The sequence below is a fragment of the Paracoccus sp. MC1862 genome (assembly GCF_016617715.1).
In the GTDB taxonomy this organism is placed as follows: domain Bacteria; phylum Pseudomonadota; class Alphaproteobacteria; order Rhodobacterales; family Rhodobacteraceae; genus Paracoccus.
The window spans coordinates 1,219,363-1,241,897 of record NZ_CP067225.1 but is presented as its reverse complement, the minus strand read 5'-3'; the positions used below and the strand labels follow the sequence as shown (position 1 = coordinate 1,241,897).

Annotated in this window: 20 protein-coding genes; 14 read left to right on the top strand and 6 right to left on the bottom strand. The window is 67.7% G+C overall.

Annotation, left to right across the window (positions count from 1 at the left end):
* Positions 1-64: 64 nt before the first annotated feature.
* Genes JGR78_RS06195 through JGR78_RS06185 form a run of 3 tightly spaced genes read left to right on the top strand, consistent with a single transcriptional unit; the run spans position 65 to position 3,907 of the window.
* Positions 65-469, top strand: coding sequence for a sarcosine oxidase subunit delta (locus tag JGR78_RS06195; protein WP_182803565.1), 405 nt, complete (start codon positions 65-67; stop codon positions 467-469).
* The gene (locus JGR78_RS06190; RefSeq protein WP_182803563.1) at positions 466-3,396 is read left to right on the top strand and encodes a sarcosine oxidase subunit alpha family protein; all 2,931 of its coding nucleotides are present in this window, start codon (positions 466-468) and stop codon (positions 3,394-3,396) included. The genes JGR78_RS06195 and JGR78_RS06190 overlap by 4 nt, the downstream gene beginning before the upstream one ends.
* Positions 3,389-3,907 carry a sarcosine oxidase subunit gamma gene (locus tag JGR78_RS06185; RefSeq protein WP_182791277.1) on the top strand — a complete coding sequence of 173 codons (519 nt, stop codon included), beginning with the start codon at positions 3,389-3,391 and terminating at the stop codon, positions 3,905-3,907. Before JGR78_RS06190 ends, JGR78_RS06185 begins: the two co-directional genes overlap by 8 nt.
* A 312-nt stretch (positions 3,908-4,219) precedes the next feature.
* Here JGR78_RS06185 and JGR78_RS06180 read toward each other — a convergent pair whose 3' ends face one another.
* Positions 4,220-4,819, bottom strand: a complete 600-nt coding sequence (locus tag JGR78_RS06180) for a superoxide dismutase (protein ID WP_182803561.1) — start codon at positions 4,817-4,819, stop codon at positions 4,220-4,222.
* Between the two features lie 189 nt (positions 4,820-5,008).
* Here JGR78_RS06180 and JGR78_RS06175 point away from each other — a divergent pair, with 189 nt between their 5' ends.
* The 3 genes from JGR78_RS06175 to der are packed head-to-tail and all read left to right on the top strand — an operon-like array spanning position 5,009 to position 8,578.
* A complete protein-coding gene (locus tag JGR78_RS06175) occupies positions 5,009-5,731 on the top strand; it encodes a hypothetical protein (protein WP_182791279.1) in 723 nt (240 codons plus the stop codon).
* A gap of 40 nt (positions 5,732-5,771) precedes the next feature.
* Entirely contained in the window at positions 5,772-7,097 is a 1,326-nt protein-coding gene (locus JGR78_RS06170) for a PQQ-like beta-propeller repeat protein (RefSeq protein ID WP_182791280.1), read from the top strand.
* The gene (gene der / locus JGR78_RS06165) at positions 7,097-8,578 is read left to right on the top strand and encodes a ribosome biogenesis GTPase Der (protein ID WP_182791281.1); all 1,482 of its coding nucleotides are present in this window, start codon (positions 7,097-7,099) and stop codon (positions 8,576-8,578) included. Before JGR78_RS06170 ends, der begins: the two co-directional genes overlap by 1 nt.
* 73 nt (positions 8,579-8,651) lie before the next feature.
* On the opposite strand, the gene pip is transcribed toward der, so the two are convergent.
* On the bottom strand, positions 8,652-9,629 hold the full coding sequence (gene pip / locus JGR78_RS06160; protein ID WP_182791282.1) for a prolyl aminopeptidase: 978 nt from the start codon (positions 9,627-9,629) through the stop codon (positions 8,652-8,654).
* A gap of 59 nt (positions 9,630-9,688) precedes the next feature.
* Here pip and ubiG point away from each other — a divergent pair, with 59 nt between their 5' ends.
* Complete coding sequence (gene ubiG / locus JGR78_RS06155; protein WP_182791283.1) at positions 9,689-10,429, top strand: bifunctional 2-polyprenyl-6-hydroxyphenol methylase/3-demethylubiquinol 3-O-methyltransferase UbiG; 741 nt, start codon at positions 9,689-9,691, stop codon at positions 10,427-10,429.
* Positions 10,430-10,432: 3 nt separating this feature from the next.
* Here ubiG and JGR78_RS06150 read toward each other — a convergent pair whose 3' ends face one another.
* From JGR78_RS06150 to grxC, 3 genes are read right to left on the bottom strand one after another with little or no spacing between them, the layout of a single operon-like run.
* On the bottom strand, positions 10,433-10,885 hold the full coding sequence (locus JGR78_RS06150) for a MarR family winged helix-turn-helix transcriptional regulator (RefSeq protein WP_182791284.1): 453 nt from the start codon (positions 10,883-10,885) through the stop codon (positions 10,433-10,435).
* The gene (locus JGR78_RS06145; protein ID WP_182803711.1) at positions 10,882-11,721 is read right to left on the bottom strand and encodes a carbon-nitrogen hydrolase family protein; all 840 of its coding nucleotides are present in this window, start codon (positions 11,719-11,721) and stop codon (positions 10,882-10,884) included. Before JGR78_RS06145 ends, JGR78_RS06150 begins: the two co-directional genes overlap by 4 nt.
* A 4-nt stretch (positions 11,722-11,725) precedes the next feature.
* Positions 11,726-11,986 (bottom strand): glutaredoxin 3, encoded by a 261-nt coding sequence (gene grxC / locus JGR78_RS06140; RefSeq protein ID WP_182791286.1) that lies wholly within the window; start codon positions 11,984-11,986, stop codon positions 11,726-11,728.
* Between the two features lie 194 nt (positions 11,987-12,180).
* Between grxC and JGR78_RS06135 the strand changes: the two genes are divergently transcribed.
* The 7 genes from JGR78_RS06135 (at position 12,181) to infB (ending at position 21,907) form a co-directional block, all read left to right on the top strand.
* Positions 12,181-13,281, top strand: coding sequence for a carboxynorspermidine decarboxylase (locus JGR78_RS06135; protein ID WP_182803559.1), 1,101 nt, complete (start codon positions 12,181-12,183; stop codon positions 13,279-13,281).
* Positions 13,282-13,305: 24 nt separating this feature from the next.
* On the top strand, positions 13,306-14,538 hold the full coding sequence (locus JGR78_RS06130) for a saccharopine dehydrogenase family protein (protein ID WP_182803557.1): 1,233 nt from the start codon (positions 13,306-13,308) through the stop codon (positions 14,536-14,538).
* A 325-nt stretch (positions 14,539-14,863) separates the two neighbouring features.
* Positions 14,864-16,231: an AI-2E family transporter gene (locus tag JGR78_RS06125; RefSeq protein WP_234450883.1), complete on the top strand. Its 1,368-nt coding sequence runs from the start codon at positions 14,864-14,866 to the stop codon at positions 16,229-16,231.
* Between the two features lie 142 nt (positions 16,232-16,373).
* Positions 16,374-17,045 (top strand): ribosome maturation factor RimP, encoded by a 672-nt coding sequence (rimP, locus tag JGR78_RS06120; RefSeq protein ID WP_182803555.1) that lies wholly within the window; start codon positions 16,374-16,376, stop codon positions 17,043-17,045.
* A 3-nt stretch (positions 17,046-17,048) separates the two neighbouring features.
* Positions 17,049-18,719, top strand: a complete 1,671-nt coding sequence (gene nusA / locus JGR78_RS06115; RefSeq protein WP_182803553.1) for a transcription termination factor NusA — start codon at positions 17,049-17,051, stop codon at positions 18,717-18,719.
* 16 nt (positions 18,720-18,735) lie between these two features.
* Positions 18,736-19,374, top strand: a complete 639-nt coding sequence (locus tag JGR78_RS06110) for an RNA-binding protein (protein WP_182791291.1) — start codon at positions 18,736-18,738, stop codon at positions 19,372-19,374.
* Positions 19,364-21,907 (top strand): translation initiation factor IF-2, encoded by a 2,544-nt coding sequence (gene infB, locus JGR78_RS06105; RefSeq protein WP_182791292.1) that lies wholly within the window; start codon positions 19,364-19,366, stop codon positions 21,905-21,907. Before JGR78_RS06110 ends, infB begins: the two co-directional genes overlap by 11 nt.
* A 437-nt stretch (positions 21,908-22,344) precedes the next feature.
* Here the strand turns inward: infB and JGR78_RS18400 are convergent, their stop codons facing one another.
* On the bottom strand, positions 22,345-22,473 hold the full coding sequence (locus tag JGR78_RS18400) for a hypothetical protein (RefSeq protein WP_255434732.1): 129 nt from the start codon (positions 22,471-22,473) through the stop codon (positions 22,345-22,347).
* Positions 22,474-22,535: the final 62 nt, after the last annotated feature.

Sequence of the window (22,535 nt, the reverse complement as noted above, 5' to 3'; positions counted from 1 at the left end):
CCCGCGCGTCCCGCGCGCGGGGCCTTTCGCGTTGCACTGTCCCGACTGGAAGGACCTGCGTTCCATGCTGACCCTGACCTGCCCCTTCTGCGGCGTCGCCGCCGAGGAAACCGAGCTTGCGCCGGGCGGCGAGGCGCATCTGAAACGCTTCGGTCCCGGCTCGTCGGACGCGGATTTTGAAACCTACCTGTTCGGGCGCCGCAACCCCAGGGGGGTGCATTTCGAACGCTGGCGCCATGTCTACGGCTGCGGCAAGTGGTTCCTTGCCGCCCGCGACACCGCGACCCTGCAGGTCTTCGGCACCTACCCGCCGCAATGCGACGGCCCGCCCGACGCCCTGATAGCCAGGATCCGCGCGGTCCGACCCGGCTGGCAGCCACCGCCCGAGCCGCTGGAGGATGACAGCGCGCCGGGGGTCGAGCGCGATCCCGCCCCGAACCCAACGCCCACGCGGGACACCATCGCATGACCAGACGCACCGCGCCCTTCCGCCTGTCCCAGGGCGGCCGCCTGATCGACCGCGCCCAGCCGCGCCGGTTCCGCTTTGATGGCCGCGGCATGGACGGGTTTGCCGGGGACACGCTCGCCTCGGCGCTGCTGGCGAATGGCCAGCTTCTGATGGGGCGCAGCTTCAAGTATCACCGCCCGCGCGGCCCGTTGGCCTCGGGCGTCGAGGAGCCGAACGCCCTTTTGGGTGTGGGCGAGGGCGCGAGGTTCGAGCCGAACCAGCGCGCCACCACCACGCCGCTTGTCGATGGCATGGTCACGGTCAGCCAGAACGCCTGGGGCAGCCTGAACCGCGACTGGGGCGTCATCAACGACAGGCTGTGGCGGTATTTTCCGGCGGGCTTCTATTACAAGACCTTTATCCATCCCCGCGCCGCCTGGAAGCGGGTGTTCGAGCCGGTGATCCGCCGCGCCGCGGGCCTTGGCCGCGCGCCGAAGCTGCCCGACGCCGACCGCTATGAGCAGGCCTATGCCTTTGCCGAGGTCGTCGTGGTGGGCGGGGGCATCGCCGGGCTTGCGGCGGCCCACGAGGCTGCGCGGACGGGCGGTCGCGTGATCCTGCTGGAACAGCAGCCCCATTGGGGCGGCCGCAGCCCGGTCGATCATCCCGACGGCACGGATCTCATCGAGGCCCTGCTGGCGGAACTGCGCGCCCTGCCCAATGTCACCCTGCGCCGCAACACCATGGCGACGGGGCTTTACGATCACGGCTACCTGCTCGCACGAGAGCATCTGGCCGACCACGAACCCCACGCAGGCATCCCGCGCCAGCGCCTGTGGCGTATCCGGGCGGGGCAGGTCGTCAACGCAGCCGGGGCGCTGGAACGGCCGCTGGCCTTCGCGGGCAACGATGTGCCGGGGGTGATGCTGGCCTCGGCCGTGCGCGACTACATCGCGGATTACGGCGTGGCGCCCGGCCGCCGCATCGCCGTGGTGACGAACAACGACGACGCCTACCGGACGGCGCTGGCGGCGCTGGATGCGGGGCTTGAGGTGCCTGTCGTGATCGATGCCCGGCCTGCCGCCGACGGGCCGCTGCCCCGCCTTCTGCGCGACCGCGGGGTGCGGATCGCGGAAGGCAAGGGCATCGCCTCGGTGCAGGGCAAGCGCGGTGTCGAGGGCCTGACGCTCTGCGCGCATCAGGGCGCCGGCGAGCCGCTGGAAACCATCGCCTGCGACGTGATCGCCATGTCGGGCGGCTGGTCCCCGGTCGTCCACCTGTGGAGCCATTGCGGCGGCAAGCTGCAGTGGCATGAGGATCAGGCGCTGTTCGCCCCCGATCCCGCCCGCCCGCCCGTGGGCGCGGACGGGCAGCCGAACGTGCGGTCGGCAGGGGCGGCCGAGGGCGACCTGAGGGTGGCCGGGCTGACCGATGCCGGACCCGAGGCGCCGATCCTGCCTGTCTGGGTCATGCCCGAGAACGCCACGCCCAAGGCGCGCTTCAAGATGTGGCTGGACTACCAGAACGACGTCAAGGTTTCCGACGTCCAGCTTGCCGCGCTGGAAGGCTATGCCAGCGTGGAACACGCCAAGCGTTACACCACGCTCGGCATGGCGACAGATCAGGGAAAGATAAGCAACATCAACGGGCTTGCCATTCTGTCCTCGACCCTGGATCAACCCATTGCCGCGACCGGGACGACGACCTTCCGCCCGCCCTACACGCCCCTGACGCTGGGAACCATCGCCGGCGAGGCGCGGGGCGAGGTCTTCCAGCCCCTGCGCCGCACCCCGATCCATGACTGGCACGAAGCCCATGGCGCCCATTGGGAACCCGTGGGCCTCTGGCGCCGCGCTTATTGCTATCCCCGTGCGGGCGAAAGCCACCGGGATGCGGTGGACCGCGAGATCCTGGCCGTCCGGGGCGGGGTGGGAACGCTGGATGCCTCGACGCTGGGAAAAATCCTTGTGAAAGGACCGGATGCGGGCCGCTTCCTCGACATGATCTACACGGGGATGATGTCCACCCTTCCGGTCGGCAAGTGCCGCTATGGGCTGATGTGTTCGGAAAACGGCTTCCTTGTCGATGACGGGGTAGCGGTCAGGCTTTCCGAGGACACATGGCTTTGCCACACCACAACCGGCGGCGCCGACCGCATCCACGGGCATATGGAGGACTGGCTGCAATGCGAGTGGTGGGACTGGAAGGTCTACACCGCCAACATCACCGAGCAATTCGCCCAGGTCGCCGTTGCCGGTCCGAAAGCGCGCATGGTGCTGGAAAAGCTGGGCGGCATGGACCTGTCCGCCGAGGCGCTGCCCTTCATGAGTTTCGCGGAAGGCCATCTGGCGGGCGTCCCCGCCCGCATCTACCGCATCAGCTTCTCGGGCGAGCTGTCCTTCGAGATCGCCGTGCCCGCCAACCGCGGGCTTGAGATATGGGAAAAGCTGCACGAGGCCGGGGCCGAGTTCGGGATCACCCCCTATGGCACCGAGGCGATGCATGTCATGCGCGCCGAAAAGGGCTTCATCATGATCGGGGACGAGACTGACGGCACAGTGATCCCGCAGGATCTGGGAATGAATTGGGCCATCTCGACGAAAAAGCACGACTATATCGGCAAGCGCGCGCAGGAACGCCGCTTCATGGCGGACCCCGACCGCTGGCGGCTGGTGGGGCTGGAGAGCCTCGATGGACGGGTGCTGCCGGACGGGGCGCTGGCCGTGGCCGAAGGGGTGAATGCCAACGGACAGCGGAACACGCAGGGCCGCGTGACCTCGACCTACTGGTCGCCGACGCTGAAGGCGCCGATCGCCATGGGACTGGTGCGGCACGGCCCCGAGCGGATGGGAGAGGTGCTGGAGTTCCCGGTGCAGAAGGATACGTTCCGTGCCCGCATCGTCGATCCGGTGTTCCATGACAAGGAAGGGGCCGCCGCGAATGTCTGACGCCTTGGCAGCCATCACCCAGGTCCACGGCCTCGGCATGATCCTGATCCGCGCCGACCTGGACCGCGCGGCCGATTCCATCGCTGCGGCGGCGGGCTTGGCGATTCCCGACAAGCTGCGCTTCACCACCGCTGGCAGCCGCTGGCTCGGCTGGATGTCGCCGGATGAACTGCTGCTGATCCTGCCCCATGCAGGGATGCCCGAGGCGCTTTCCGCCCTGGCCGATGCGCTTTCGACCGAGCATGCGCTGGTGCAGGATGTCAGCGACATGCGCTGCGTCTTCGACCTGGCGGGGCAGGCGCCCGAGCAGGTGCTGGCCAAGCTCTGCCCCGTTGATTTCGGGACGCTGCCCGAAGACGCCGTCCGCCGCACCCGCGCCGCTCAGGTGGCCTGCGCCTTGTGGCGGCAGGGGGATGGATGGCGCATCGTCGCCTTCCGCGCGATTACCGACTACCTGAGGCAGGTGCTGGAAGGCGCGGCGGCTCCGGGAACGCAACTGGACCCACGCTGAGGCAACCCTGCAAGGGGCGTCAGCAAGCGAGGACGGCAGAGCGTCAGAAAGCGCCTTCTGACCGGATGACATCCGCTTGCAAGCTGCGGATACCGCCGGCCACCCGAAAGCCCGTGGCCGGCACGAACCCGGTCCCTCGCTGATCGGCTTTGATGCCAAGAAGGCGTTGCCCCCGGTCGCTCGGCCTTCCGCCATGGACGTAGCTTGAGGTTCTTCTTCGCGCCTTCGAGACTTCAAATTGTTCAACCAACCGGCTTCTGACGAAAGCAAAAGGCCCGCCACTTGTGGCGGGCCTTCGTCATGTCGCGTCACTCACATCCGCGAGGCGACGTTTTCCCAGTTCACGAGATTCTCAAGGAAGTTTTCCAGATACTTGGGGCGGGCGTTGCGGAAGTCGATGTAATAGGAATGCTCCCACACGTCGCAGCCCAGAAGCGCCGTCTGGCCCTTGCACAGCGGGTTGACGCCGTTCTCGGTCTTGGTGATCTCAAGCCCGCCCTGGCCGTTGCGGACCAGCCAGACCCAGCCCGAGCCGAACTGCGCCACGCCCTCGGAGGCGAACTTCTTCTTGAAGTCGGCGACCGAGCCGAAAGATTCGGTGATCGCGGATTCAAGGTTGCCGGGCATCTTGCCGGGGTTCGGGCCCATCATCTCCCAGAACTGGGCGTGGTTCCAGTGCTGGCTGGCGTTGTTGAAGATGCCGTTCTGGGCGACCGCGCCTTCCTTGTAGTTGCCCTTGACGATTTCTTCGAGCGAGGCGTTTTCCCACTCGGTTCCCGCGATCAGCTCGTTCAGCTTGTCGACATAAGCCTTGTGGTGCTTGTCATGGTGATATTCCAGCGTCTCTCTCGACATCCCGCCGCTGGCCAGCGCGTCGTGGGAATAAGGCAGATCAGGCAGGGTGAAAGCCATGTTTGCAGTCCTTTCAGGGGTTTGTGCTACACGTCACGGTGTAGTCTCGCTGCCCCGACAACGCCTTGCAAGGGGAAGCGGTTCCGATCAGGACACAGGGGCCGACATCCCGCGCAAGCGTTGGCAAACCGCCCCGGCCATGTGTAGAAGGGCAGCATCGACGACAAAGGGCAGGGAAAGCGGCCGCGCATGGCGAACCAGAACGACCGTTTCATCGACGAGGTGACCGAGGATCTGCGCCGCGACCGGCTGTTCCTGATGCTGCGCCGCTATGGCTGGATCGCGCTGCTGCTGGTCGTGGCGCTGGTCGCGGGCGCCGCATGGCGCGAATATTCCCGCGCCCGCGATACGGCGGCGGCGCAGGACTTCGGCGACGCCATCCTTGCTGCCGGGGCCTCGGGCGATGCGGCTGCCCGTGCGCAGGCGCTGGCCGAGGTTCCGGCCGGCAGCGTCCGCCAGACGGTGCTGCGCGACATCCTGGCCGCCAATGCGCTGGTCGAGGCCGGAAATGTCGCGGAAGCCGCGCAGCGGTTCGACGCGGCGGCGATCAAGGCGGGCGACGACGCGGTTGTCAGGGACCTGGCCGCGCTGAAGTCGGTGATCGCGCAGGGGGCGGGGATGGACCCCGCCACCCGCGACGCCGTGCTGGCGCGGCTTTCGGCCTCCGGAGCGCCGTTCGAACTGATCGCGCTGGAACTCAAGGCTGTGGCGCTGTCGGGCGCGGGGCGCCGGGATGACGCGGTGACGCTGATCCGCCAGATCCAGCAGAAGGACGGGCTGAGCCAGCAGATGCACCAGCGGCTGGCCGAGCATCTGATAACCCTCGGCGTCGATCCCGAACCGGGAACGGACAGCCTGACCGCCCCCGATTCCACGCCCCCGGCCGGGGTGATGCCGGCGGTGGCCGGCTGAACCCTCCATCCCTCGCCTGCGCCGCCACCCGGAGCCCGAGATGACCAGACTGAACGCGCTGCTGCTGCCCCTGACCGCCCTGACCGCCCTGGCAGCCTGCCAGTCGCGCGACACGATCCTGCCCGGCGTCCGGCTTGACCCGCGCGAGATCGCCTCGGCCGAAGGCCCCGCGGTTGACGGACCCGCCGGCGTCAGTTCGACAGCGCTGAACCTGCCCGCGCCGCGTTCGGTCGAATGGACCACCCGGGCGGCGAATCCGGCGCATCTGATCCCGCATTCCGTGCTGGCCGGGACCGGGCTGCAGCCGCTGTGGTCGGCCCCCATCGGCCAGCCCTCGGGGCGGCGTCACCGCATCGGCGCCGATCCGGTTGTGGCAGGCGGGCGCGTCTTCACGCTGGACAGCCGCGTGCAGGTGGCGGCCACGGCGCTGAACGGCGGCACCGCCTGGACCCGCGACCTGACCCCTGCGACCGAGCGGGGCGACAGCGTGTCCGGCGGCGGCATCGCCTATGAGGGGGGGCGCGTCTTCGTGACCACGGCCTATGGCGAGCTTGTGGCGCTGGACGCAGGCTCGGGCGGCATCCTCTGGCGGCAGCGGGTCGAGGCGCCGATCGGCGGCGCGCCCACGGTGCAGAACGGCGTGGTCTATGTGGCAGGCCGAGATTCGACCGGCTGGGCAGTGCGGGCCTCGGACGGCAGGGTGCTGTGGACCGTATCCGGCATCAACGCGCAGTCGGGCGTGACGGGGGTGTCCGCGCCCGCGGTGGATGGCGATCTTGCCGTCTTCCCCTTCGCCTCGGGGCAGTTGCTGGCCGTCGACACCGCCACCGGCGTCGAACGGTGGAGCGCGCAGGTCGCCGGCACCCGCCGCGGCCGCGCCATCGCCTTCATCCGCGACCTGACGGGCGATCCGGTGATCGCGGGCGATGTGGTGCTGGCGGGCTCGTCCTCGGGGCGCATCGCTGCTTTCGACCGCGCGACGGGGCTGCCGCTGTGGAACGAACAGGACGGGGCGAACAGCCCGGTGCTGGTCGCCGGCGGCTCGATCTTCGCGGTCAACGACCAGGCGCAACTGGTGCGGCTGGACGCGGCGACCGGCGGGCGCATCTTCGCGGTGCCGCTGCCCTATTACAGGGCGGAACGGGTGCGGCGGCAGGACGATATCCATGTCCACTACGGCCCGGTGCTGGCGGGGGGCCGGCTGTTCGTCGCCTCATCCGACGGGGTGCTGCGCAGCTTCGACCCCCGCTCGGGCGCGCTGGTCGGGCAGGCGCCGATCCCCGGCGGGGCGGCGACCGCGCCCGTCGTCTCGGGCGGCACGATCTATGTTTCCGGCCGCGACGGCCGCCTGCACGCGTTCCGCTGATGAGCTTCACCCTCGCCATCGTCGGGCGGCCCAATGTCGGCAAGTCCACCCTGTTCAACCGCCTTGTCGGCAAGCGGCTGGCGCTGGTCGATGACCAGCCCGGCGTCACCCGCGACCTGCGCGAGGGCGACGCGCGCTTGGGCGACCTGCGCTTTGTCGTGATCGATTCGGCCGGGCTGGAGATGGTCGAGGACGATTCGCTGCAGGGCCGGATGCGGCGGCTGACCGAACGCGCGGTGGACGAGGCCGACATCTGCCTGTTCGTGATGGACGCGCGCGTGGGCGTGACGGCGGCCGACGAATATTTCGCCGACATCCTGCGGCGGAGGGCGAAGCACGTCATCCTGGCCGCCAACAAGGCCGAAGGGGCGGCGGGTGAGGCTGGCGCGACCGAAGGTTGGTCGCTGGGTCTGGGCGAGCCGCTGCGGATCTCGGCCGAGCATGGCGAGGGGCTGGAGGACCTGTATCGCGCCCTGAAGCCGCTGTCCGAGATCGTCGAATCCGAGCGTCCCGCGCCGATCACGCCCGAAACCGACGTCACCCTGACCGACGAGCAGGCGGAATCGGGCGAGGGGGCCGAGGATTGGCGTCCGAGCGAAACCCGCCCCTTGCAGATTGCGGTGATCGGGCGGCCGAACGCCGGGAAATCGACGCTCATCAACAAGATCATCGGCGAGGACCGGCTGCTGACCGGCCCCGAAGCGGGGATCACCCGCGATTCGATCTCGGTGCGGTCCCAGTTCATGGGCACCCCGGTCCGCATCTTCGACACTGCCGGGATGCGGAAGAAGGCGCGGATCACCGACAAGGTGGAAAAGCTTTCCGTGGCCGACGGGCTGCGGGCCGTGCGCTTTGCCGAGGTGGTGGTGGTCCTGCTGGACGTGGCCATCCCCTTCGAGCAGCAGGATCTGCGCATCGCCGATTTCGCGGAAACCGAAGGGCGGGCGGTCGTGGTCGCGGCGAACAAGTGGGACTTGGAAGAGGATAAGTCGCACAAGCTGAACGAGTTGCGCGAAGCCTTCGAGCGGCTGTTGCCGCAGTTGAAGGGCGCGCCTCTGGTGACGGTTTCGGCCCGGACGGGCAAGGGGCTGGACCGGCTGCACAATGCGGTGCTGAAGGCGCATGAAGTCTGGAACCGCCGCATCGGCACGGCGCGGCTGAACCAGTGGTTGACCGCCATGACCGAGGCGCATCCGCCGCCCGCGCCGGGCGGCCGCCGCATCCGGCTGCGCTACATGACGCAGGTGAAGACTCGGCCGCCGGGCTTTGTCGTCATGGCGACGCATACCGACGAGATCCCGGAAAGCTATCGCCGGTATCTGGTCAACGGGCTGCGGCAGGACTTCGACCTGCCCGGAACGCCGATCCGGCTGACCTTCCGCGACCAAGGGACGAAGAACCCCTACAAGGACAAGTCGAACAAGCGCCAGACCGGGTCGCTGGCGAAGCACAAGGACCGGCAAAAACCCAAAGGGGCGTGAACTTCTCGGCCGGACCGGGACTCTGCCCCGGACCCCGGGATATTTCAATCCGGCCCGAGGAGGGACGTTTGCGTCAGTCGATCCCGGCCATCGTCTGCAGGACGCGGACGAGTTCGGCGGCGATTCGCGGCTCGGTCAGGGCATGGCCCGATGCGGGGATCATCCGCAGCTCGGCCTTTGCCCAGCCTTGCGCGAGTTCCCATGCGCCGATCGGCGGGCAGACCATGTCGTAGCGGCCTTGGACGATCACGGCGGGCAGGTGCTCGATCCGGTGGCGGTCGCGCAGAAGCTGGTTGTCGTCGAGGAAGCAGGCGTTGACGAAATAATGGTTTTCCAGCCGTGCGAAGGTGCGCGCATAGGCCGGGGGCGCGTGCGAGGGCGCGCCGGTGTCGAGGCCCGCCAGCGCGTTTTCCCAGGCAAGCCAGGGCATCGCGTAGCGCGTCTCGACCGAGGCATCGCCGCTGAACAGGCGGCGGTGGTAGGCGGCGATGAGATCGTCCTGTTCGGCAAGGGGAATGGCCCCCTGGAAGCGCGCCCAGAGCTCCGGCCAGAACCGCCCCGCGCCGCCGCCATAGAACCAGTCGAGTTCCGACTGGCGGCCAAGGAAGACCCCGCGCAGCACAAAGGCCGAGACCGCCTCGGGCCGGTGCTGCCCGTAGGCCAGGGCCAGCGTCGCCCCCCAGGAGCCGCCGAAAAGGACGGCGGGGCCGAGGCGGAGCTTTTCGCGGATCGTGTCGATGTCGGACAGCAGATGCGCGGTCGTGTTTCTGATGACGCTCGCATGGGGAACCGAGCGGCCGCAGCCGCGCTGGTCGAACAGCACGACCCGCCAGTGATGGGGGTCGAAGAAGCGGCGCATCATCGGGCTGCAGCCGCCCCCCGGTCCCCCGTGCAGGACGATCACCGGGCGGCCATTTGGGTTGCCGCATTGCTCGACATACAGCCGGTGGCCGTCGCCGCGGTCGATCATGCGCGCGTCGAAGGGCTCGATCGGGGGGTAGAGCCGGCCATGCGAGGGTGACGCGGCGTTTCGGTCTGCCATACGGTCCATGGCTGAGATATATACCGCTCGCCGGGCCAAGGCCAATCGGCACCAGACGGAGAAGCGAGATGACCGGACAGAGCAGCATCGATGCGGGCGAGGTCGCCAAGTTCCAGGCGATGGCGGCCGAGTGGTGGGACCCCGCCGGCAAGTTCAAGCCCCTGCACATGCTGAACCCGCTGCGGCTGGACTATATCGCCGGCCAGATCACCGCCGAGTTCGGGCGCGACCGGAAAGCTCGCCGGCCCTTCGAGGGGCTGCGGCTGCTGGATATCGGCTGCGGCGGCGGGCTGGTGGCGGAACCCATGGCGCGGCTGGGGGCCGAGGTCACGGGCGCCGATGCCGCGGCCGAGAACATCGAGGTCGCCCGCGTTCATGCCGCGCAGTCGGACCTTGCCATCGACTACCGCGCGACCACGGCCGAGGCGATCCTGGCCGAAGGCGCCCGCTTCGACGTGGTGCTGGCGCTTGAGATCGTCGAGCATGTCGCCGACCCGCAGGAGTTCATCACCACCTGCGCGCGTCTGCTGCGGCCGGGCGGGCTGCTGGTCGCATCGACCCTCAACCGCACGCCGCAAAGCTTTGCCGCGGCCATTGTCGGGGCCGAGTGGATCATGCGATGGCTGCCGCGCGGGACGCATGAATGGTCGCGCTTCATCCGCCCGACCGAGCTTGGGGCCATGTTCGACGCGGCAGGCGTGCGGGTGGTGGACCGCAGCGGGATGGTCTTCAACCCGCTGGGCTGGTCATGGTCGCTGTCCAAGCGCGACCTGTCGGTGAATTACCTGATGACCGGGGTAAGGCAGTAGGGCCTACGCCTCCTCCTCAAGACGTTCGCGCAGCCGACGCAGGACGGGCAGGGCGCGGCGGACCTCGGCAGGGCCGATGTCGCGGACGATCTCGGTCAGGTGGGGCAGGAAGGCCGCCAGCGCCGCATCCCGCGCCGCCCGGCCCGACGGGCTGATCCCCACCCATTTGCGCCGCGCGTCGTTCCAGTCAGGACGGACATGGACGTGGCCGGCCCATTCCAGCCGGCCGACGGTGTTGGTCATGGCGCTGCGGTTGACGTGAAAGGCATCGGCCAGTTGGGCCGGCGTGCGTTCCTCGTTCAGATGGGCGAGCAGGTTCAGCACCGAGAAATGCGACAGTTGCATCCCGCGGGGCAGGGCGCGGGTGACAAGCGCGCGGGCCATCTGCTCGCTGACGATGACCTCGGCGAAAAGGCTCGCGGCCAGCGCGGCGGCGGATTCGGAATCGTCGCTCATGGTCCCCAGACAAGCGGGTCGTGGCGCCATGCGGGGATGCGCGCCCGCGCGTCGTCCACCTGCGCCATGTCCAGATCGGCCAGCGTGACGCCGGGCTCGGTGCCTGCGTCCGCCAGCACCTCGCCCCAGGGCGCAACGGCCAGCGAGCGGCCATAGCTTTCGCGCGGCTTCCGGTCGGGGCTGTGGGGGGCGGGATGGGTGCCCGTCTGGGCCGCGGCCAGCACGAAGCAGCCCGTCTCGATGGCGCGGGCGCGCAAAAGGACGTGCCAATGCGCCTCGCCCGTCCGGGGATGGAAAGCCGCGGGCACCGTCAGGATCTTTGCCCCCGCCCGTGCGAGGCGACGATACAGCCCCGGAAAGCGCAGGTCGTAGCAGATCGTCAGCCCCATCGGACAGGGGCCTTGCGCCACCAACGCGCGGTCGCCGGGCCGGAACGCGGCGCTTTCGCAGAAGCTCTCGCCCGCGCCGATATTGACGTCGAACATGTGGATCTTGTCATAGCGCGCAGCGATCCCGCCATCCGGCGCGATCAGGAAGCTGCGGTTGGCGAAGCGTTCCTCGGCCGGGTCGTCATGGCGCAGCGACAGCGAGCCTATGGACAGCCAGACCCCCAGTTCAAGCGCGGCGGTGCGCAGGGCGGCGAGTGTCGGGTCGCCCTCCTCGGGCAGCAGGACCGCGCGCTGGCGGTCGCGGTCGGGGGTGATGATGTTGGTGGCCTCGGGTGTCAGCAGCAGCGTCGCGCCGCCCACTGCCGCCTGACGCAGGAGATCCAGCGTGACGGGCAGGTTCGCCGCCGGGTCATCGCCGGTGTTCAGCTGGATCAGGGCCGCGCGCATGCCCTTACAGCCCCAGTAGCGGGTCCAGCTTGCCCTGCCGGTCCAGCGCATGGATGTCGTCCGAGCCGCCGACATGGGCGCCGTCGATGAAGATCTGCGGCACCGTGCGGCGGCCGTTCGCGCGCTGGGTCATCTCGGCCCGGCGTTCCGGGTCGCCGCTCACGTCGATCAGGTCATAGGCCACACCCTTTTTCTGCAGAAGCCCGCGGGCGGCATGGCAGTAAGGGCAGCTCTGGGTGGCGTAGATTTCGACGCGGGCGGTCATGGGAAACTCCTGTGAGGCGCTTGTGAATCTAGGGGCGAAACCCGCGGACTGCCAGAGCCGCCCCGAGCCTGTGCCGGATGGGAACGCAACCGCCCCGCGCATGTTCCCGGCTGTCATGCCGGCGTCGCACTTGCTTGTCAGGCAGGGCCGCGGACCCTATATGCCGGGTTTCCCCTTTCCCGCCCGAGGCTTCGATGACCGGACCGCAGACCCCCTTCTACCTGATCGACCGCGCGAAGCTTCAGGCGAACATGGACCGGATGGTGCGGCTGCGCGAACGCTCGGGCGCAAAGACGCTGCTGGCGCTGAAATGCTTTGCGACCTGGGGCGTCTTCGACCAGATGTCGCAATACATGGACGGCACCACCTCGTCCTCGCTGAACGAGCTGCGGCTGGGGCGCGAGAAGTTCGGGGGGGAAACGCATGCCTATTCCGTCGCCTGGGCCGATCACGAGATCGACGAGGCGGTGGGTTATGCCGACAAGATCATCTTCAACAGCCTCGGCCAGCTTGACCGCTTTGCCGACCGCGCAAGCGGGATCGCCCGCGGGCTGCGGCTGAACCCGCGGTTCTCGACCAGCGGATTCGACCTTGCCGACCCGGCGCGGAAGTTCTCGCGTCTGGGCGAATGGGACATGGCGCGGCTGGAACAGGCGCTCGACCGCATCAGCGGCGTGATGATCCATTACAACTGCGAGAACCGGGACTTCGACCTGTTCGCGGGCCAGCTTGACCGCATCGAATCCGAGTTCGGCGGGTTCCTGGAAAAGCTGGAATGGGTGTCCTTGGGCGGCGGCATCCATTTCACCGGCGCGGACTATCCGCTGGATGCGCTGGCCGACCGGCTCAAGGCGTTTTCCGACCGCTTCGGGGTGCAGGTCTACCTGGAACCGGGCGAGGCCAGCATCACCGGCACCACGACACTGGAACTCACGGTGCTGGACATCCTGAACAACGGCAAGGAAGTCGCCATCGTGGACAGCTCGATCGAGGCGCATATGCTCGACCTGCTGATCTACCGAGAGAATGCCAAGCTGCCGCAGGATGGCGACCACGGATACCAGATCGCGGGCAAGTCCTGCCTTGCGGGCGACATCTTCGGCGATGCGCGTTTCCCGCAGCCGCTGAAGGTCGGGGACCGCATCAGCGTCGAGGACGCGGCGGGCTATACCATGGTCAAGAAGAACTGGTTCAACGGCGTGGCCATGCCCGCCATCTGCATCCGCGAGCTTGACGGTCGCATCACGACCGTGCGCAGCTTCGGCTATGACGATTTCCGGGACTCCCTGTCCTGATTTTCCTGAAAGGAGACCGCTGCGGTGGCCAAACCCAACGTCCTCATCATCGGTGCCGGCGGCGTCGCCCAGGTCTCGGCCCACAAGGTCGCGCAATGGGCCGACGAGTTCGGCGACATCCACATGGCGAACCGGACCCAAGGCCGGGCCGACGCCATCGTCGAGGGGATCAGGGCGAAAGGCCATGCCAGTGGCCGCACGATCACGACCCATGCGCTGGACGGGATGGACAGCGCGGCGGTGGCCGATCTGATCCGCAAGACGGATGCGAAGGTCGTCATCAACGTCGGCTCGCCCTTCATCAACATGACGGTGCTGCAGGGCTGCATCGACACGGGCGCGGCCTATATCGACACCGCGATCCACGAGGACCCGGCGAAGATCTGCGAAGTGCCGCCTTGGTACGGCAACTACGAATGGAAGCGGCGCGAGGACTGCGAGAAGGCGGGCGTGACCGCCATCCTCGGCGCGGGCTTCGATCCGGGCGTCGTCAACGCCTATGCCCGGCTGGCCGAGGACGAGTATTTCGACACCATCGAGTCCATCGACATCGTGGACATCAATGCCGGCACCCACGGCCGCTATTTCGCCACCAACTTCGACCCCGAGATCAACTTCCGCGAGTTCACCGGCACGGTCTATTCCTGGCAGGGGGGCGAATGGCGCGAGAACAAGATGTTCGAGGTCGGCCGCGAATGGGACCTGCCCGTCGTCGGCAAGCGCACCGCCTATCTTTCGGGCCATGACGAGGTGCATTCGCTGGCCGCCCGCTACCCGGACGCGGATGTGCGCTTCTGGATGGGCTTCGGCGAGCATTACATCAACGTCTTCACCGTGCTGAAGAACATCGGCCTGCTGTCCGAGCAGCCGGTGACGACTGCCGAAGGGCTGGAGGTCGTGCCGCTCAAGGTCGTCAAGGCGGTGCTGCCCGACCCCGCGACCCTTGCGCCCGACTATACCGGCAAGACCTGCATCGGCGACCTCGTGAAGGGCACGCGCGACGGCCAGCCGGGCGAGGTCTTCATCTACAACGTGGCCGACCACAAGGAAGCCTATGAGGAGGTCGGGTCGCAGGGCATCAGCTACACCGCCGGCGTCCCCCCGGTCGCCGCCGCGATCCTGATCGCGCGGGGCGAATGGGACGTGAAGCGCATGGTCAACGTCGAGGACCTGCCCGCGCGTTCCTTCCTTGAACTGCTGGGCGAGATGGGCCTGCCCACCCGCGTCATCGATGCAGACGGCGACCGCCCGATCTGAGGCGGTAGCCTGAGCCTTGGGAAAGGACCGGCCCCGACGAGGGTCGGTCCTTTTCATTTCCGGGGAAAGCCGGCGGGAAAACCGATCCCCGCCAGCAGGGCCTGCGGTCCATATCCTCACGCCAAGCTGCGGCGGCCGGCGCGGAATGGGTCTTTCCGCGGTCCCCGAAGGCCCGAGATCACGCCCCCGCAAGGCGCAGGCTGCCTTCGTCAGACCCTGCCTTTTCCCCTGTTCTTTCCGGCAAGCTGTGGGAACGAAACGGATTCCTTGCCGTTCCACGGGTCCGGGCCTGTCTTGGCCAAGGATTTCCTCTGGAAGGGCGGCAATGGCGCAGACACCCCCGCAACGGCACATGTTCCCCCGCCGGAAGGCCGAGCCGAAGGGACCCTTGCCGGTGGCGAACTGGGCGGTCACCGGCATCTTCATCATCCTCGCCTTCCAGATGCTGGCGACGGCGCGGGCCTTCCTGATGCCCGTTTGCCTGGGCGTGCTGCTGTTCTTCGTCTTCGTGCCCTTCCGGCGCTGGATGGACCGGCGCGGGATCAGGCCCGGCGTCACCGCCGGCATCGTGGTGCTGGGCATCCTCGCGACCATCGGCACGCTCGGCTTCTTCATCTCGGGCCCCGCCGGCGCGCTGATCGAGGAAGCGCCCGGCATCAGCCGGCAGCTTCAGGAACGCTATGAAACCTTCCGCGAGAACTTCCGCGGCATCGAGCGCGCCGCCGAAAACCTTTCAGGCAACAGCGCCGCCGTGGTGGCGGTGCCGCCCGGGGCGCCGGGCACCGTCGCCACGGTCGAGCTTCCCGCGACCCCGCCCGGTCCCGCCGCCGCGCTGCCCAACGCGGCCAGGGACGGCACCATCGGCCAGCCCCTCGGCCAGCCGCCGTCCCAGACCATCCCTTCGGGGCTGGACGTGGTGGCGCAGGATTCGGGCACCATCGTCGCCTCCTCGACGGTCACCGATGGCGAGGCCCCCACCAACGAATTGCGGGTCGAGGTCGCCGCCCCGGCCAGCGGCACCTCGATCACCCAGATCCTCTTCGATCTCGGCCCGGCCATCGTCAGCCAGACCGTCTTCACCCTGATCTTCCTGTTCTTCCTGCTGGCCTCGGGCGACCTGCTGTATCTGCGGATCGTGCAAAGCTTTGACGCGCTGTCGGAAAAACGCGCAGCCTATGACGCGCTGCGCCAGATCGAGGCGAGCCTCGGGTCCTATCTGGGCGCGATCACGCTGATCAACCTGGGCCTCGGGGTCGCCTCGGGGCTGGCGATGTGGGCCTGGGGGATGCCCTCGCCGCTGTTGTGGGGGATTGCGGCGGCGGTGCTGAACTACATCCCCTATATCGGCGCGGCGCTGGGCTATGTCGCGGCGGCGCTGGTGGCGCTGGTGGTCTTCGACGACGGCTGGACCGCGGTCCTGGTCGGCCTGACCTATTTCGGCCTGACCGTCTTCGAGGGGCAGTTCATCACACCCTATTTCGTCTCGTGGCGGCTGCAACTGAATCCGGTCGTCGTGTTTCTCGCCGTGGCGCTCTGGGCCTGGCTGTGGTCGGTGCTGGGCATGGTGGTCGCGGTGCCGATGCTGGTGGTCATGCGGGTGCTGTCCGATCACATCCCGGCACTGGAGAAGTTCGGCAACTTCCTGGCGGGCGAGCCGCCCCCGGCGCTCGAGGAGGAGAAGGAAGAGTCATGATGAGCCACGCCCGATGCGGGCCTTGCAATGCGGCCCGCCTTCGGCTATATGAGCATCACAGCGGCGCGGGGGTCCAAACCTCGCCCACCGGATGCTTGCACGGGCCGCCCAGACGGCCCGTTTTTATTTTCAGGATCGGACAATGACCGACCTCATCGCCAAGACCGCCATCGACCGGCGCCTGGCCGAGATCATCCAGCCGGTGATCGAGGGCATGGGCTACGAACTGGTGCGCGTCCGCTTGCAGGGGGGCAAGACCGCCACGCTGCAGATCATGGCCGACCGCCCGGAAGGGGGGATCAACGTCGAGGACTGCGCCCAGATATCGACCGCCGTCAGCGCCACGCTGGACGTCGAGGACCCGCTGGAGGACGCCTATCACCTCGAGGTCTCCAGCCCCGGCATCGACCGGCCGCTGACGCGGCTCAAGGACTTCGCGACCTTCGAGGGCTATGATGCCCGGCTGGAAACCAACCAGCCCATCGACGGCCGCAAGCGCTTCAAGGGCGTGCTGGCCGGGGTGGAAGGCGACGAGGTGCTGCTGAACATCGAGGAGCAGGGCCAGACCCACACCATCGGCCTGAACTTCGATCTTCTGGCCGAGGCCAAGCTGCTGCTGACCGACGAACTGATCGCGTTGATGCTGAAGCAGCGGAAAGAGGCGGGCACGCTGCCCCCCGGTGCCGAGGCTGGCGCGGGCATCGGCGACGGACAGGCGATCGACCCCGAGGATTCGGGCTTCGACGAGATTGAAATGGACGAGGGGCCGGACCCCGAAACCGAACAAGGCGGCCCTGCCGCGACCAAGGAGTGATTGATGGCCATCACCTCTGCCAACCAGCTTGAACTGCTGCAGACCGCCGAGGCGGTCGCACGGGAAAAGATGATCGACCCCGGCCTCGTCATCGAAGCGATGGAGGACAGCCTCGCCCGCGCGGCCAAGTCGCGTTACGGCGCGGAAATGGACATCCGCGTCAGCATCGACCGCAAGACCGGCAACGCGGGCTTCACCCGCGTTCGGACCGTCGTCGAGGACGAGGAGGTCGAAAACTACCAGGCGCAGCTTTCGGTCGCTGACGCCAAGCCCTATTTCGAGCCGACGAGGGGCCAGTCCCGCTGGTTGCGCGACGGCGCCCCGCTGACGGATTTCGCCGGCGGCCCGCAGGTCGGCGACGTGTTCGAGGAGCAGGTGCCCCCGGTGGAACTCGGCCGCATCGCCGCGCAATCGGCCAAGCAGGTGATCCTGCAGCGCGTCCGCGAGGCCGAGCGCGATCGGCAATACGAGGAATTCAAGGACCGCGCCGGCACCATCATCAACGGCGTCGTCAAGCGGGAAGAATACGGCAATATCATCGTGGACGTGGGCCGGGGCGAGGCGATCCTGCGCCGCAACGAAAAGATCGGCCGCGAAAGCTATCGCCCGAACGACCGCATCCGCGCCTATGTCAAGGACGTGCGCCGCGAGGCGCGGGGTCCGCAGATCTTCCTGTCGCGCACCGATCCGCAGTTCATGGCCGAGTTGTTCAAGATGGAAGTGCCGGAAATCTACGACGGCGTCATCGAGATCAAGGCCGTGGCCCGCGATCCCGGTTCCCGCGCGAAGATTGCGGTCATCTCCTATGACAACTCGATCGACCCGGTCGGCGCCTGCGTCGGCATGCGCGGCAGCCGTGTGCAGGCCGTTGTCGGTGAGCTTCAGGGCGAAAAGATCGACATCATCCCGTGGTCGCAGGATCAGGCGACGTTCCTCGTGAACGCGCTGCAACCGGCCGAGGTCGCCAAGGTCGTCGTGGACGAGGACGGCGGCAACCGCATCGAGGTCGTGGTCCCCGAGGAACAGCTTTCGCTGGCAATCGGCCGGCGCGGGCAGAACGTGCGGCTGGCCAGCCAGTTGACCGGTCTCGACATCGACATCCTTACCGAAGAGGAGGAGTCGAAGCGCCGCCAGGCCGAGTTCAACAGCCGCACCCAGTTGTTCATGGATGCGCTGGACCTGGACGAGTTCTTCGCCCAGCTTCTGGTGGCCGAGGGCTTCACCAACCTGGAAGAAGTCGCCTACGTCGAGCTCGACGAGCTTCTGTCCATCGACGGCGTGGACGAGGGAACGGCCGCGGAACTTCAGGCCCGCGCCCGCGACCACATGGAAGCCGCCAGCCGCGCGGCCCTGGAAAAAGCGCGCGAGCTTGGCGCCGAGGACAGCCTGATCGCCTTCGAGGGCCTGACCTCCCAGATGGTCGAGGCGCTGGCCAAGGACGGCGTCAAGACGCTGGAAGACTTCGCCACCTGCGCCGACTGGGAACTCGCCGGAGGCTGGACCACGCAGGACGGCCAGCGCGTCAAGGACGACGGGCTGCTGGAACCCTTCGGCATCTCGCTGGAACAGGCCCAGGACATGGTGATGACCGCCCGCGTCATGCTGGGCTGGGTGGACCCCGACGAACTGCACCCCGTGGCCGACGAGCCCGCAACCGAGGAGGCCGGGGTGTAACGCCCCGGGATGCCGCTTGACGCGCGGGGGTCGTGAAAAGGACCGCGAGGCACCGCCGGAACGGCGCTGCCTCGTCACGGGCGAGGTTCAGCCCAAGGCCGGGCTGATCCGATTCGTCGCGGGGCCGGACGGCATGGTGGTGCCCGATCTTGCCGAGAAACTGCCGGGCCGGGGCTTCTGGGTCGCGGCAGACAGATCCGCATTGCAAAAAGCTGCCGACAAGGGGCTGTTTTCCCGCGGTGCGAAGGCCCATGTAAGAGCAGAGCCGGATCTCGTGGACGGGATCGAGGCGGCGCTGGCGCGTCGGGTGGTCGAGCTGATCTCGCTTTCCCGCAAGGCCGGCGATGCCGTGGCGGGATTCGAGAAGGTCAAGGGCTGGCTGGCCGACGGCAAGGCCAAGGTGCTGTTCCAAGCCAGCGACGGTTCGGACCGTGGCAAGGGCAAGCTGTGGACCCCGACCGGCGGACGCTGGTTCGGGTGCCTTACGGCGTCGGAATTGGGTTTGGCTTTCGGGCGCGATCATGTCATACACAGCGCGCTCGCGCGTGGAGGCCTGACCGACAAGGTTATCAGGGACGCCAGCAGACTGAACGGTCTGCGCGGGCAAATCGGCAATTCGGTTGCCGGGAAGGATTCGAGAGCGGATGAGCGATAGAGACGGAAAGAAGCCCCTGGGTCTGGGCGGCGGCACGGGCGGGCGTTCGGGCCAGGTGAAGCAGAGCTTCAGCCACGGGCGCACGCATAACGTGGTGGTCGAGACCAAGCGCAAGCGCGTCGTGACGCCCAAGCCGGCGACGGGGCCGAATCCCTTGCTGCGGCCGAACTCGCCTGCCTCGGTGGCCTCGGACCCGTCCAAGCGCCCGGCCGGGATTACCGAAGCCGAAATGGAGCGTCGCCTCAAGGCCCTTGCCGCCGCCAAGGCGCGCGAGGCCGAGGACAACGCGCGCCGCGCGGCCGAGGAAAAGGCGCGCGAGGAAGAGCGCGAGCGCCGCCGCGCCGAGATCGAGGCGAAGGAGCGCGAGGAGCGCGAGCGCGAGGAAGCCCTCAAGGCCAAGGCCGAGGAGGACGCCCGCAAGCTGCGCGAAGCCGAGCTGCGTGCCCAGAAGAAGGCCGAGGTCACGGCCAAGCCCGCCGACCGCGCCGCGACCCCCGACCGTGCCGCGGCCGAAGCCGCTGCTGCCCGGGCCGAGAAGCCCGGCGTGGCGACGGGCCCGCGCCGCACCGACCGCGACCGCCGCGATACCAGCGGCGACAGTGACGCCAAGGCCAAGGCCAAGGCCGAGGAAAACCGCCGCACCGGCCGGCTGTCCCTGACCCAGGCGCTTGCCGGGGGCGAGGGCGGGCGCGTCCGCAGCCTTGCCGCGATGAAGCGCAAGCAGGAAAAGGCCCGCGCCAAGGCGATGGGCCAGTCGCAGCGCGCCGAAAAGCAGTTCCGCGACGTGCAACTGCCGGAAACCATTGTTGTCAGTGAGCTTGCGAACCGGATGACCGAGCGTGTCGGCGACATCATCAAGTCGCTGATGAAAATGGGCATGATGGTCACGGCCAACCAGACCATCGACGCAGATACCGCCGAGCTTGTGATCGAGGAATTCGGCCACAAGGCCGTCCGCGTCTCTGACGCCGACGTGGAACAGGTCATCCACACCGTCGAGGACAAGCCCGAGGACCTGCAGCCCCGCGCCCCGATCGTCACGATCATGGGCCATGTGGACCACGGCAAGACCTCGCTGCTGGACCGCATCCGCCAGGCCAATGTCGTCTCGGGCGAAGCCGGCGGCATCACCCAGCATATCGGCGCCTATCAGGTGACGACCGAATCGGGTGCGCTGCTGACCTTCCTGGACACCCCCGGCCACGCGGCCTTCACCTCGATGCGCGCGCGCGGTGCGAACGTCACCGATATCGTCGTGCTGGTGGTGGCGGCGGATGACGCCGTGATGCCGCAAACGGTCGAGGCCATCAACCACGCCAAGGCGGCGGGTGTGCCGATGATCGTGGCGATCAACAAGATCGACAAGCCCAGCGCCAATCCGCAGAAGGTCCGCACGGACCTGCTGCAGCACGAGATCGTGGTCGAAGCGATGTCGGGCGAGGTGCAGGACGTCGAGGTCTCTGCCCATACCGGTGAAGGCATCGACGAGCTGCTGGAAGCCATTGCACTGCAGGCCGAGATCCTGGAACTGCAGGCCAACCCCGAACGCGCTGCGCTTGGCGCGGTTATCGAGGCCAAGCTGGACGTGGGCCGCGGCCCCGTCGCCACGGTTCTGGTCCAGAACGGCACCCTGAAGCAGGGCGACATCTTCGTCGTCGGCGAACAGTGGGGCAAGGTTCGCGCGCTCATCAACGACAAGGGCGAGCGCGTCAGCGAGGCTGGTCCCTCGGCCCCGGTCGAGGTGCTGGGCCTGAACGGCACGCCCGAGGCGGGCGACGTGCTGAACGTGGTGGAAACCGAGGCGCAGGCCCGCGAGATCGCGGACTACCGCAGCGAGGCCGCCAAGGACAAGCGTGCCGCCGCCGGTGCCGCGACCACGCTGCAGGAACTGATGGCAAAGGCCAAGGCTGATGAAAGCGTGGCCGAACTGCCGGTGGTGGTGAAGGCCGACGTGCAAGGCTCTGCCGAAGCCATCGTCCAGGCGCTGGAAAAGGTCGGCAACGAAGAGGTCCGCGTCCGCGTGTTGCATTACGGCGTGGGTGCGATCACCGAATCTGACATCGGTCTTGCCGAGGCGTCCAGCGCGCCGGTCATCGGCTTCAACGTCCGGGCGAATGCCCCGGCGCGGAATGCCGCGAACCAGAAGGGCGTCGAGATCCGGTATTACTCGATCATCTACGACCTGATCGACGACATCAAGGCGGCGGCCTCGGGCCTGCTGTCGGCCGAAGTGCGCGAGAACTTCATCGGCTACGCCGAGATCAAGGAAGTCTTCCGCGTCACCGGCGTCGGCAACGTTGCTGGCTGCCTTGTCACCGAAGGCGTGGCGCGTCGTTCCGCAGGCGTGCGCCTGCTGCGCGACAACGTGGTGATCCACGAAGGCACGCTGAAGACGCTCAAGCGCTTCAAGGACGAGGTCAAGGAAGTGCAGTCCGGTCAGGAATGCGGCATGGCGTTTGAAAACTACGACGACATCCGCAAGGGCGACATCATCGAGATCTTCGAACGCGAGGAAGTCGAGCGGAAGCTCTGAGCCCCGGAAAGCAGAACAGGCGGCGCGTTCCACCCACGGAACGCGCCGTTTTTCTTTGCCGCATGGGGAAAGACGAAGAAGCCGGAAGTGCTGATGTGGAGGCAGCAACCGAATCCGCCAGCATGGCGGACGGCTTGGCGGTGGTCTGCTGAAGAAATCGAGAAAATGGGTGTCCGTTCAGGGCGTCACGGCGCGGACCCGAAGACGCGTCTGATTGGGGCGCGCGGGCCAAGGGAAGTGATCCTCGGGATCAGCCTCCAGCCAGCACCTCGGCAAGCAACCCCGATGTGAAGAAAAGCGCCCTGTCCTGAAGAAAGCCCCATCCCGCGCATGTCCGGCGAAAGCATCGCCGGACATGCGCGGGATCATGGACGAGGCCGCCGGGCAAGCGGCCCCGTCATCTTTCTGCCGACCCGCTGTGCTGGCTGCCTGCCATTTCAGCGCTGGACCGGTTTTCCGACATAGGTCTGCTCGCCCACGCGAACGGCGATCTGGCCATTGCCCATGTCGCGTTCGAACATGCCTTGGACAGAGATGCAGCTACCCACGGTGATTGTGCGAATCATCCTTCAATCCTCCCGAACTTTCCGACCCCTGATGGGAACATGGCCCATATTGTCGCCAAACC

Excerpts from the sequence above, each read along its gene's own strand:
- JGR78_RS06195 (WP_182803565.1), top strand. The coding sequence starts at position 65 with ATGCTGACCCTGACCTGCCCCTTCTGCGGCGTCGCCGCCGAGGAAACC.
- JGR78_RS06190 (WP_182803563.1), top strand. The coding sequence starts at position 466 with ATGACCAGACGCACCGCGCCCTTCCGCCTGTCCCAGGGCGGCCGCCTG.
- JGR78_RS06185 (WP_182791277.1), top strand. The coding sequence starts at position 3,389 with ATGTCTGACGCCTTGGCAGCCATCACCCAGGTCCACGGCCTCGGCATG.
- JGR78_RS06180 (WP_182803561.1), bottom strand. The coding sequence starts at position 4,819 with ATGGCTTTCACCCTGCCTGATCTGCCTTATTCCCACGACGCGCTGGCC.
- JGR78_RS06175 (WP_182791279.1), top strand. The coding sequence starts at position 5,009 with ATGGCGAACCAGAACGACCGTTTCATCGACGAGGTGACCGAGGATCTG.
- JGR78_RS06170 (WP_182791280.1), top strand. The coding sequence starts at position 5,772 with ATGACCAGACTGAACGCGCTGCTGCTGCCCCTGACCGCCCTGACCGCC.
- der (WP_182791281.1), top strand. The coding sequence starts at position 7,097 with ATGAGCTTCACCCTCGCCATCGTCGGGCGGCCCAATGTCGGCAAGTCC.
- pip (WP_182791282.1), bottom strand. The coding sequence starts at position 9,629 with ATGGACCGTATGGCAGACCGAAACGCCGCGTCACCCTCGCATGGCCGG.
- ubiG (WP_182791283.1), top strand. The coding sequence starts at position 9,689 with ATGACCGGACAGAGCAGCATCGATGCGGGCGAGGTCGCCAAGTTCCAG.
- JGR78_RS06150 (WP_182791284.1), bottom strand. The coding sequence starts at position 10,885 with ATGAGCGACGATTCCGAATCCGCCGCCGCGCTGGCCGCGAGCCTTTTC.
- JGR78_RS06145 (WP_182803711.1), bottom strand. The coding sequence starts at position 11,721 with ATGCGCGCGGCCCTGATCCAGCTGAACACCGGCGATGACCCGGCGGCG.
- grxC (WP_182791286.1), bottom strand. The coding sequence starts at position 11,986 with ATGACCGCCCGCGTCGAAATCTACGCCACCCAGAGCTGCCCTTACTGC.
- JGR78_RS06135 (WP_182803559.1), top strand. The coding sequence starts at position 12,181 with ATGACCGGACCGCAGACCCCCTTCTACCTGATCGACCGCGCGAAGCTT.
- JGR78_RS06125 (WP_234450883.1), top strand. The coding sequence starts at position 14,864 with ATGGCGCAGACACCCCCGCAACGGCACATGTTCCCCCGCCGGAAGGCC.
- rimP (WP_182803555.1), top strand. The coding sequence starts at position 16,374 with ATGACCGACCTCATCGCCAAGACCGCCATCGACCGGCGCCTGGCCGAG.
- nusA (WP_182803553.1), top strand. The coding sequence starts at position 17,049 with ATGGCCATCACCTCTGCCAACCAGCTTGAACTGCTGCAGACCGCCGAG.
- infB (WP_182791292.1), top strand. The coding sequence starts at position 19,364 with ATGAGCGATAGAGACGGAAAGAAGCCCCTGGGTCTGGGCGGCGGCACG.
- JGR78_RS18400 (WP_255434732.1), bottom strand. The coding sequence starts at position 22,473 with ATGATTCGCACAATCACCGTGGGTAGCTGCATCTCTGTCCAAGGCATG.